The organism is Sporobacter termitidis DSM 10068 (genome assembly GCF_900130065.1).
GTDB lineage: Bacteria > Bacillota > Clostridia > Oscillospirales > Oscillospiraceae > Sporobacter > Sporobacter termitidis.
In genome coordinates this window covers 37,682-49,062 of the sequence record NZ_FQXV01000019.1, presented here as the reverse complement: position 1 = coordinate 49,062, position 11,381 = coordinate 37,682, and the positions used below count along the sequence as shown (strand labels likewise).

Sequence of the window (11,381 nt, the reverse complement as noted above, 5' to 3'; positions counted from 1 at the left end):
TTACTCACCCGTCCGCCACTAAGACAATCAGCGAACCAATTGTCTCCGTTCGACTTGCATGTGTTAGGCACGCCGCCAGCGTTCGTCCTGAGCCAGGATCAAACTCTCAATAATATGGTATCTTAACTACTCTTTCGAGCATTTAAAATCGTCACATTCTTGATCGCTGAATCTCAGCTTCTCAAAGTTTTTTATAGTTAGGCTCACGGTCGCTGACAACGCCGCTGCCCAACTTAAGGTCCCTTTTCACTGGCACATCTTTCGATGTGTCTGGTGCGTTCTTTTCTTACATTGTTTAATTTACAAGGTACACACAGTCGTGCTGTTGCCTCCCATGAGGCAAGATTGTAGGATACCACAGGATATCCTGATTGTCAACCTTTCGGCTGCCGCCAATCTCTGGCAGCGCTTCTTTTCCGGTTGATCGTGCGCTCTCTTACCCGAGGCGCGGATGTTAGAATACCATAGAGTATTCCATTTGTCAACCCTTGATTTTGCGATCCGTCAATTTTTTTTGGCGGCCGGCTCTCTTGAGTTGTCCTTGCTCCCTCCGTCTGACGGGAGGATGTTTAGGTTAACATACCGAATCGCTTTTGTCAACCATAAATCGCGCTATTTTTTACTGGGCCGTGAAGCCCCGCAGCGGGCTTTAGGCGTTAAAGAAGATCAGGCTGATATACGTCACCATATTGTTGCCGCAATCCACCGTCACGCCGAGCAGGGATGCCGTTTCCATGATCAGAATACCGTGGCTTTCGATCGTGGACAGGCGGTCCTCCGGATGGCGGCAGGGCGCGCCGGGATAGGTACATTCCTCGCAGAGCATGCAGCCGGTGGACAGCGCCAGGACCTTGCCGAAATGCTCCTGAAACCTCCCGCGCAGCTCCAGCGTCATGCGTTCATGGTCCCGCCGGGCCTCCAGGCAGGCGGAAAAATTCAAGCAGTCGGGCACCTCGGCGACGCTTGTAAACAGGAACGCGTGCTCAAAGGCCCCGCACTCCTCAATACAGTGGTCTATGGCGTCAATGGCCGGCGGGCAGGCCCAGGACTGGCCGTAGTGCGGGCACTCGTGCTCGCAGATGTACCGCACCTTGTCTGAGAAAATGAGGTTCCGGGGCTCCAGATAGTAAAATTCACAGACCGGATAATCGTAGATGAACCCCTCGATGATTCCCTTATAATCTTTTTCACCATTCATTTTAATAATAAGCTCCTCAAGGTAAAGGAAAAGCTGAAAACCCGCTTCATGGCGAAACGAGTTTTCATGTTTTTGTTTGCCTGTGGCATCGGGCGGCCTTAAAACGCGTTATTCGGCCGCCCTCGGGCCGGCGGCAATGATGTTTTTGGGCATGTCGGGATACTTCTTTGCAAAATTGTCCCGGAACATTCCCGCCAGCTTGTTTGCCGTCTCATCGTAAGCCTTTTTGTCCGCCCACGTATCCCGCGGATTCATGATCTCAGCCGGCACGTTGGGACAACTCTGCGGCACGTCCACATTAAACAGGCCGTCATGCTTGTATTCCGCCGAATCAAGCGTCCCGTTCAGGGCGGCGGCAATCATGGCGCGCGTGTAGCGCAGCTTCATTCTGCTGCCGACGCCATAGGGGCCGCCCGACCAGCCGGTATTCACGAGATAGACCTTCGTGTTGTACTTTGCGATCCTTTCACCCAGCATCTGCGCGTACCGGGCCGGGGCAAGCGGCATGAACGGTTCGCCGAACAGCGTGGAGAAGGTGGGCTGCGGCTCAACGACGCCGCGCTCCGTGCCGGCCAGCTTCGCCGTAAAGCCCGTGACGAAATGATACATGGCCGCATCCTGGTTCAGCCGTGAAATCGGAGGCAGAACCCCGAAAGCGTCGGCCGTCAGGAAAACGACGACCTTGGGGATGCCGCCGACGCCGGGGATCTCCGCGTTGCTTATAAAATCAATCGGATATCCGACGCGGGTATTTTCGGTTAAGCTGTCGTCCTGGAAATCGAACTCCCGGGTTTCGGGGTCCATCACCACGTTTTCGACCAGGCTGCCAAACCGGATCGCGCCGAAAATCTCCGGTTCGGCGTCCTTGTCCAGGTTGATGCATTTCGCGTAGCAGCCGCCCTCGAAATTGAAAATGCCCTGGTCCGACCAGCCGTGCTCGTCATCGCCGATCAATTTGAGCTGGGGGTCGGCGGAAAGAGTGGTTTTCCCGGTGCCTGACAGTCCGAAAAATACCGCCGTGTCGCCGGTCTCGGGATTCATATTGGCCGAGCAATGCATCGGCAGAATATTTTTCTCCAGCGGCATGACATAGTTCAGCGTCGAGAATACGGCTTTTTTGATCTCGCCGGCGTACTGCGTGCCGCAGATGACAATCATGTGCGCTTCATAGTCGATCATGATGGCCGCTTCGGAGTTCACGCCGTCAGCCTTGGGATCGCACTTAAACCCGGGGGCGCTCAGAATTGTAAAATCCGGCTCTCCGTAATGATCCAGTTCCTCTTTGGTGGGACGGATCAGCAGCTGATGGATAAACAGATTCTGGCTCGCGAGCTCGTTGACGACCCTGAATTTTTTTGTATAGGCAGGGTCGGCGCCGGCCCGGCCATCAAAGATAAACACCTCGCGGTTTTGCAGGTACGCCGCGACCTTGCCTTTGATGGCGTCAAATTTTTCCCGGCTGATGGGTTTGTTGGCCTTGCCCCACGCGATGACGTCGTGAACGCCCGGCGTATCGACGATAAACTTATCGTCCGGACTGCGGCCGGTATATTTGCCGGTCGTCACAACAAGCGCCCCGGTGTTGCTCAGCGTGCCTTCTCCGCGGCGCAGCGCCGCTTCCGTCAGCTGCGCGCCGGTCAGGTTGCGGTAAACAGTTTTTGCACCGATTATCCCAAGCTTTTCTATTCCGTATGTTTCCATTTTTCAACACCTTTGTTAATCAAATTTCCATCACGGCGAGGTTATTTGGGACGATGAGCTTTGCGTCCGTCACCGCCTGCACATCCTCCGCGGTGAAGCCGGGGGCGACCTCGGTCAGCACAATGCCGTCCTTGGTGATATCCATCACGCCCATTTCTGTAATGATTTTTTTGACGACGCCGACGGCCGTCAGCGGATACGTACACGTCTTCATGATTTTGGGCTCGCCCTTTATGGCGTGCTCCATCGCCACGATGACCTCTTTCGCGCCGACGACCAGGTCCATGGCGCCGCCCATGCCGGGGACGCGCTTTCCCGGCACCATCCAGTTGGCGATGTTCCCTTTTTCGTCGACCTGCAGGGCGCCGAGAATCGTGACGTCCACATGGCCCCCGCGGATAATCCCGAAGGACGTGGAGCTGTCGAAAAAGCAGGCCCCGGGCAGAACGGTGATTGGAAAGCCGCCCGCGTTGATGATCTCAGGATCTTCCTCCCCGGGCTTTGCCGCCGGGCCGGAACCAAGGATCCCGTGCTCGGCCTGCAGCGTTATCTGGATGCCCTCCGGCACGTAGTTTGCCACGAGCGTGGGCAGTCCTATGCCAAGATTGACGACGTCGCCGTCCTTGAGCTCCTTTGCCACGCGCTTGGCGATAAAATTCTTCGTGTCCATTTACGCATCCTCCGATTGCACGAGGGCGTCGATAAATATCCCCGGAATCGTCACAAGCTCCGGGTCCAGCTCGCCGACCTCCACGATCTTTTTGGCTTCCGCAACGACATAATCCGCCGCCCGCGCCATGATCGCGCCGAAGTTCTTCGTCGATCCGCGCATGAAGCAGTTGCCGAACTTATCGGCCACCGTCGCCTTGACGAAGGCGACATTTCCGCGCAGCGCCGTTTCCAGCAGGTAGTCCTTGCCGTCAAACGTGCGCTTCTCCTTGCCGTCCTCTATGATCGTTCCGACGCCCACCGGCGTATAGAAACCGGCGATACCGGCCCCGCCGCAGCGGATTTTTTCCGCCAGCGTCCCCTGCGGATACAGCGTCACGCTGTCCTTGTCGTCGATCAGCATCTGGCCCGTCATGGGGTTCGAGCCGATATATGACCCGTGTACCTTTTTGACGCGCCCCTGCTGCATCACCTTGATCATGTTTGAGTCAACCGTTCCCGTATCGTTGGAAACGATCGTCAGATCCTTTGCCGTGCTGGTCTCGAGAAGGGCTTTTATGAGTGTTTCGGGACTCCCTGCCATCAAAAAACCGCCTACGAGGAGCGTATCGCCGTCCTTAACCTTTTTAACGGCTTCTTCGGCGGTCGTTAATTTGTTCACAGTGATTCTCTCCTTGCCTCCAAATTTTAAGGCGCTGTGTCACTACTGAATATCAGAGGTTATTTGCCGATTCCGCTGGTAACCTCCGGTTTGATGCACTTTACAAACGCGCGCATCCGCGCGCGTTTGTAAGGCATGGCGTATCATTGGTATGTGTAAAAGCCTCTGCCGGTTTTTTTGCCGAGCAGCCCGCCCCTGACCATTTTCTTCAGGAGTATGTTCGGGCGGTATTTGGGGTCGCCCGTTTCTTCATAAAGAATATTCATGATATGGAGCACAACGTCGTTGCCGATGAGGTCTGAAAGCGCCAGCGGGCCCATGGGGTGGTTGGCGCCCAGCTGCATCGCCTTGTCGATATCTTCGGCGGACGCAATGCCGTCCTGGAGAACGCAGACGGCCTCGTTGATCATCGGAACGAGGATTTTATTGACGATAAAGCCGGGGCCGTCGTTGACCTCGACAGGCTCTTTGCCGATCACGCGGGACAGCTCCATGATCGCCTTGAATGTCTCGTCCGACGTGGCCATCCCACGGATGACCTCGACAAGCTTCATCACCGGCACGGGATTAAAAAAGTGCATGCCGATGAATTTGTCCTTGCGGGCCACCGCGGCCGAGATCTCCGTGATTGAGATGGAGGAGGTGTTGGTGGCCAGGATGGTCTCCGGCTTGCACAGGCCGTCCAGCTGCTTGAACAGGTCCTTTTTGATCTTGACGTCCTCGATGATCGCTTCGATCACCACATCGGCGTCGGCCGACGCGTTCAGGTCGGTGGTGAAGGAGATATGCGACTGCAGCTTCTGCTTGTCTTCCGCCGTTATTTTGCCCTTTTCCACGAGGCGGGCCAGGGACCTTTCCAGCTTGGCGGCGGATTTGCTGATGATGTCGTCCGTAATATCGCGGATGACCACGTCAAAGCCCTTTTGAGCAAAAACCTGGGCAATATCGGTGCCCATCGTACCGGCGCCGATCACACTGATTTTTTTCATAAAACAAAATCCTTCCCGGAGACGTCATACCAGGGGCCGGCGCCTCCGCATGGTGGTTACTTATTTTTAAACTGAGTGACCTTGCTCTTGCTGACAAAGGCGGTCATGGCATCCTTCTGGTCCTCGGTGGCAAAGCATACGGCAAAGGCCTGGGCCTCGTAGGCAAGCCCTGTCGCGATATCGCTCTGCATGCCCTTATTGATGGCGTCCTTGCTCTGCCGGACGGCCACCTGGGCGTTGGCGGCAATCTTGTTTGCCATCTCGAGGGCCGTGTTCAGAAGCTCTTCGTCGGGGACGACCTTGCTGACGAGGCCGATCCGCAGCGCCTCGTCGGCGCCGATCGTCTCGGCGGTCAGGATGAGCTCCTTGGCCTTTGAAGCGCCGACGATCCTGGGCAGCCGCTGGGTCCCGCCGAAGCCCGGCGTGATCCCGAGCCCCACCTCTGGCTGGCCGAATTTGGCCTTCGTGCCGGCAATCCGGATATCGCTGGCCATGGCCAGCTCACAGCCGCCGCCCAGCGCGTAGCCGTTGATGGCGGCGATGACGGGCTTGGACATGCTCTCGATTTTATAGAACACGCCGTTGCCGTAATCGCCGAAGGCCTTCGCCTCGACAGCAGTGAAATCCTTCATCTGCGAAATGTCCGCGCCGGCGACGAACGCCTTGCCCGCGCCCGTCAGGACGAGGACATAGACGTCGTTATCCGCTTCCGCCTGGCTCAGCGCCTGCGCCAGATCCTGGAGAACATTGGTGTTTAATGCGTTTAACGCTTCTGGTCTGTTGATGGTCAGGAGGGCGACATGCCCTTTCACCTCATAGGAGACGTTCATCAGGCGACATTCCCTTCGTTGTGTTATTACCTGTTCGGCGTGTAGCCCAGCTCGATGCCGGCGACAATGCCCATGTGGATGTTGGACGTGCCCTCCAGCGTTTCAAACTGCTTGGCGTCACGGAGCCATCTGCCGCAGGGATATTCGTCGGAATAGCCGTAGGAGCCGTAAATCTTCATGGCCATGTTGGCGCCGTGGACGGCGGCGTTGCAGGCGAACAGCTTCGCCATGGACGTGGCCTGCTGGCTGGGCAGCTTGTTTTCCTTCAGCCAGGCGGCTCTGAATACCATTAATTTTGCCGCGTCGTCCTCCAGCTTCATCTCGGCGATCTGCTGCTGGATCATCTGGAACTTGCCGATGGGCTGGCCGAACTGCGTGCGCTCATTGGCATACTGCACGGCGCCCTCAAGAGCGGCGGCCGACAGCGCCGCGGCGCCCGTGGCGCAGCCCATGCGCGTATTGTTCAGCATCCACATGCAGATCTGGAAACCCTTGTTCAGCGGCCCGAGGAGGTTCTCCTTTGGAATCTTGACGTCCTCAAAGACGAGCTCGGACGTGGGCGCCGGCCACATGCCGACCTTTTTGTGGATCGGAATCCTGCTGACGCCTTCGGTGGTTTCATTGTAATCGACGATGAAGCAGGAAACGCCCTTGGCGCCCGCGGCGGGATCGGTCTTGGCGTAGACGAGGCCGATATCGCAGGTGTGGCCGCCGGAGATCCACATTTTGCTGCCGTTTAACAGCCAGTGGTCGCCGCAATCCTTGGCCGTCATTTTCATGCTGGCCACGTCGGAGCCGGAGTTGGCTTCCGTGATGGCAAAGCTGCCGGCATACTCGCCGCTGCACAGGCCGGGGATATACTTCTGCTTCTGCTCCTCGGTGCCGTACTCGAGGATCGTCAGCGCGGGGCCCCAGACGTTGCCGCTGACGGACAGGCGCCAGGAGGTGTGGACCTTGGCGATCTCATACAGCGCGGCGACGGCTTCCATCCAGCCCAGGCCGTTTCCGCCGTACTCCTCGGGGATATTGAAGCCTAAAAGGCCCAGTTCGCCCATCTTGGACAGGATTTCACGGCGATAAAAATGGTTTTCTTCGTCCTCATCGACATGGGGCGCGATTTCTTTCTCCGCGAAATCTTTTGCCAGTTCTGCTATCATTTTTTGATCTTCAGTGTAACCGAAATCCATTGAATATTTCCTCCTTATTAATTTTCAAGCATCTTTCATCACGTGCCGTTTTACGCTGCGCCGCTATGCGAAAATGACCTTCCGGTTTGCCCCTGTTTCGCCTCGAAGCCGTGAGCGTCTGCCCACGGCTTTAAGACAAGTAACCCTTTTAACCGATGGAAACCACCGGCGTGCCGGTCTCGAGCACCGCGCCCTTGGACACGTGGACCTTTTTGACGGTGCCGGCGGCAGGCGCCACGATCTCGTTTTCCATCTTCATGGCCTCGAAAATCACGAGAACCTGTCCCGCCTTCACCTGCTGTCCCTCGGATACGGCAACGGAAAGGACGGTGCCGGGCAGCGGGGCCGTCACATCGCCGGAGCCGGCCGCCTTGGGCGCCGCGGCTGCTTTGGGTGCGGGCGCGGTCGCCGGCGCCGGTGCCGCGGGGGCCGCCTTCGGTGCGGAAACAGCGGCCTGGACGGACTTTACCTCAACGCCGCCATCGGCTTCTTCCACGCCCACATCATAGGTCTTGCCATTGATCGTAATTTTATAATTTTTCATATTACATCTGTCTCCGTTTCATCGAAATTTATCTGCAGCTGCGAATCGTGGGATTGATCGCCGGCATATCGGCGGTCGCTTTATGCGTGCTTCCGAAATTGCGGATGAGGGGATGAACCTGTTTCCCGCCATGCGCCTGAATCGCCGCTGTGATCACGGCAATGAGCTCGTCGCTGATGCCGTTTTCCTTTTCAAGGCGGCGCTCAAAGAAGGCTTTGGCGACCTGCGGGAAGAGCGCGTAGCTTAAAACGTCCTCCTCCGAGCGGGCAAGGTCTCCGATCTCCGCCTTGAGCTTTTCAAATTCCGGCTTGAGCAGATCGGCGGGGCGGACGGTGATCACTTCGTCGTCGCCGATGATCTTCTTCTGAACGGCGGTGTCCACAGGGCCGGGCAGCTGCCCGTATTCCCCGCGCATCAGCGCCTTGGATTCCTTGGTGACCATCTTGTAACGCTCTCCGCCGATGACATTCATGACGGCCTGTGTGCCGACGATCTGGCTTGTGGGCGTTACCAGTGGGGGATATCCGAATTCCTTGCGGACCCGGGGAATTTCGGCCAGAACGTCGTAATATTTATCCTCGGCCTTCGCTTCCTTCAGCTGGGAGATCAGGTTGGAGAGCATGCCGCCGGGGACCTGATACGTCAGTGTATTGGTGTCGACCTTCAGCACCTTGGGGTCAATGAGGCCCTGCGCAGCCATCTTGTCGGCGACGCCTCTGAAGTGCGCCGCGGCCCGGCTGAGCTTTTCAAGGTCGAGACCGGTGTCTCTCCCGTGGCCCTTGAGCGTGGCGACCAGCGGCTCGGTGGCCGGCTGGGACGTGCCGTTGCCCAGGGGCGACAGCGCGGTATCCACGATATCCACGCCGGCCAGCGCCGCCATGAGATAAACCATGTCGCCCGTGCCGGTGGTGTTGTGGGTGTGCAGATGGATCGGCACCTTCACGCGCTGTTTCAGCTTTTCAACGAGGCTGTACGCGGCCATCGGCAGGAGGAGGTTGGCCATATCCTTGATGCAGATGACGTCCGCGCCCATGTCCTCGAGCTTTAAAGCCAGATCGATGAAATACTGCTCGTTGTGGATCGGGCTTGTGGTGTACGACATGGCCGGCTCACAGAGCCCGCCGTATTCCTTGACGCTCTTCATGGCCTGCTGCAGGTTTCTCGTATCGTTCAGGGCGTCAAAAATCCTGACGACGTCGATGCCGTTTTCGATCGACTTTTTGCAGAATTTGTCCAGGACATCGTCGGAATAGTTCCGATAGCCCAGGATATTCTGCCCGCGCAGCAGCATCTGCAGCTTCGTATGCGGCAGCGCTTTCTTCAGCGTCCGCAGTCTTTCCCACGGGTCCTCGTCGAGAAACCGCATGCAGGAGTCGAACGTGGCGCCGCCCCAGCATTCCAGGGACCAGTAGCCGATGCTGTCGAGCACCTCGCAGGCGGGGAGCATATCCTCCGTGCGCATCCTGGTGGCGGCCTGAGACTGGTGGGCGTCTCTCAGGATCGTATCGGTAATGAGCAGCGGTTTTTTGTCCGTGGAGACCTTTATGCCACTTGACATTTTATCACCTCACAAATTTTGCTTGTCACGCGTTCAGCGCATCCCAGTCGCGGATGACGCGCGGTGTCAGCATCTGATGGAACGCGCACAGGCTCTTGGGATTCTGATAGGCGGCGCCGACAAAAGCGCAGATATAGCCGCGCAGTCCGTCCATCCGGACGATCTCGTCCACAAAGCCGACCTTGGCGCAGTAGCCCGGGCGGGACTTGTCATAGTAGCTCTTGATCAGATCGTTCATCTTGTCGATGACGGGCTGGATGTCCTTGCCCGCGTCCTGATCCTTCGCAAGCCGGCGGGCATACATGGCCGCGGCGGCCGTCTCACCGTGCATGACATAAATCTCGGTGGCCGCGGTGCCGAGGCTGAAGACGTTGGTATCGTTGCCCTGGGGACCGCCGATAACGTAGTGGGCGGCTGCCGTGCCCTTGCGGAGAGTGATCTCCATTTGGGGAATCTTCGCGTTCTGGATGCTGAAAATGAGGGACTGTCCAAGGCCCAGGAGCTCGGCCTTTTCAGCGGGGTCGCCCACGTCGATGCCGGTGGTGTCCTGGAGCCAGATGAGCGGAATACGGTCTCTGGCGCACAGCGTGACGAATTCGCTCATCTTGATGAGGCCCTGGCGGTACAGCTTGCCGCCGACGCCGACGCCGTTCTCGCGGTATTCCGGATAGTTCGGGAGCATGCCCTGATAGTTTGCCACGACGCCGCACAAAAGGCCGTTGACCTTGGCAAGGCCGGCGACGATTTCGGGGCCGTAGCCTTTTTTGAATTCCATAAACTCGCTGCCGTCAAACAGGCAGGCCAGGACCTTGCGCACGTCGTAAGCGCGGCGCTGGTTGAAGGGAACATGGGTATACAGGTCCGAGGAGGAATACGCGGGCTCCTTGGGATCGTCCACGCGGAAGAAATTTTCGTTGTAAGCGGGGATGGCGTCCATGTACTTCTTGATGGACTCCAGCACGCCCTCCTCCTGGGTGTAGACCTCGCGGAAGAAGCCGGTCTCGCCGAAGTGGACGGACACCGATCCGGGGGGATCCTCCTCCTTCGCGCCCTTCGTGGCGTCGATGAGGGTCTGGGCGGTCTCCTTGTCCACGTAGCCTTTAGGATTCATGCCGCCGACAATGCCGGCGCCGCCGACCGCCATATTCGCCTTTTCATGGGCCAAAAGGATGGTGGGGCTGATGGCGTGATAGCCGCCGCCGGCGGGATTCGTGCCGTAAATGCCGCAGATGATCGGAATACCGAGCTGCATCAGGTCGGCATGGCGGAAGAAGGGCGTACCGCCCGTGACGCGGCCGGCGTAAACCTTCTCCTGCTCATCCAGCTTGACACCGCTGCAATTGAGCACGTAGACAAGCGGAATGTTCAGCTGCTTGGCCATGTCGGTTGCGCGGGTCAGCTTCAGGGCCTGACCGGCAACCCAGGCGCCGGCCAGCTTTTTATTATCGGAGGCGATGATCACAGCCCACTTGTCATGGATTTTGCCGAGACCTGTGATGACGCCGGTGCTGCCGTCGGCATTGTCCTCGGGATTATAAAGGCTGTTGAGCGGAAACCAGGATCCCTCGTCTACGAGCAGATTCAGCCGCTGCATCGCGGTCATCTGACCGGACTTGTTGAGCGATTCGTCGGTACGGCCCGAGGCCAGGATGTCGGAAAGCTCTTTTTGAAGCTCTTCCTCGATTTTTTTCAGTTCGGCCTCGTTTTCGGCATTCGCCGTGTCAATGGGCGCGCCTATGGTGTTCATGTTCTGGAAATAGCTGGGCATAGAGTATCCAAATGTACTCATGCGGTTTCCTCCTTATCTTTCATTGACAATATCAATAATTATACGATTCCGTCAATATTATAGATGATGGCTCTCAAAAAGTATAGATAAGCACTTGTAAAAACTTCGACAAAAACGATTTTCCCGCGCCTCGCCGCGATTTTTGTCGAAACGGGGCGACGCTGTCCGGAGTGCGCCCGACGGGCGCAAAATAGTAATATAATATTATATCTCTAAAATAAATTTACAAAATTTATTACGCTTTGTAAATAATTA

Annotated in this window: 10 protein-coding genes and 1 rRNA gene; all 11 read right to left on the bottom strand. The window is 57.2% G+C overall.

Features of this window, described 5'->3' with window-relative positions:
• Nucleotides 1–114, bottom strand: a 16S ribosomal RNA gene (locus BUB60_RS18360); the annotation flags it as partial.
• Between the two features lie 535 nt (nt 115–649).
• Nucleotides 650–1,198 (bottom strand): DUF2284 domain-containing protein, encoded by a 549-nt coding sequence (locus tag BUB60_RS18355; protein ID WP_073082791.1) that lies wholly within the window; start codon nt 1,196–1,198, stop codon nt 650–652.
• A 108-nt stretch (nt 1,199–1,306) separates the two neighbouring features.
• Entirely contained in the window at nt 1,307–2,899 is a 1,593-nt protein-coding gene (gene pckA / locus BUB60_RS18350) for a phosphoenolpyruvate carboxykinase (ATP) (RefSeq protein WP_073082788.1), read from the bottom strand.
• 19 nt (nt 2,900–2,918) lie between these two features.
• The gene (locus BUB60_RS18345) at nt 2,919–3,569 is read right to left on the bottom strand and encodes a 3-oxoacid CoA-transferase subunit B (protein WP_073082766.1); all 651 of its coding nucleotides are present in this window, start codon (nt 3,567–3,569) and stop codon (nt 2,919–2,921) included.
• Nucleotides 3,570–4,229, bottom strand: a complete 660-nt coding sequence (locus BUB60_RS18340; protein WP_073082761.1) for a CoA transferase subunit A — start codon at nt 4,227–4,229, stop codon at nt 3,570–3,572.
• A gap of 143 nt (nt 4,230–4,372) precedes the next feature.
• Entirely contained in the window at nt 4,373–5,218 is an 846-nt protein-coding gene (locus BUB60_RS18335; protein WP_073082757.1) for a 3-hydroxybutyryl-CoA dehydrogenase, read from the bottom strand.
• Between the two features lie 56 nt (nt 5,219–5,274).
• The gene (locus BUB60_RS18330) at nt 5,275–6,048 is read right to left on the bottom strand and encodes a short-chain-enoyl-CoA hydratase (protein ID WP_073082753.1); all 774 of its coding nucleotides are present in this window, start codon (nt 6,046–6,048) and stop codon (nt 5,275–5,277) included.
• 26 nt (nt 6,049–6,074) lie between these two features.
• Nucleotides 6,075–7,235, bottom strand: coding sequence for an acyl-CoA dehydrogenase family protein (locus BUB60_RS18325; protein WP_073082750.1), 1,161 nt, complete (start codon nt 7,233–7,235; stop codon nt 6,075–6,077).
• Between the two features lie 148 nt (nt 7,236–7,383).
• Nucleotides 7,384–7,779, bottom strand: coding sequence for a biotin/lipoyl-containing protein (locus BUB60_RS18320; RefSeq protein ID WP_073082747.1), 396 nt, complete (start codon nt 7,777–7,779; stop codon nt 7,384–7,386).
• Between the two features lie 28 nt (nt 7,780–7,807).
• Entirely contained in the window at nt 7,808–9,337 is a 1,530-nt protein-coding gene (locus tag BUB60_RS18315; RefSeq protein WP_073082744.1) for an oxaloacetate decarboxylase subunit alpha, read from the bottom strand.
• Nucleotides 9,338–9,362: 25 nt separating this feature from the next.
• Nucleotides 9,363–11,126: an acyl-CoA carboxylase subunit beta gene (locus BUB60_RS18310; protein WP_073082741.1), complete on the bottom strand. Its 1,764-nt coding sequence runs from the start codon at nt 11,124–11,126 to the stop codon at nt 9,363–9,365.
• Nucleotides 11,127–11,381: the final 255 nt, after the last annotated feature.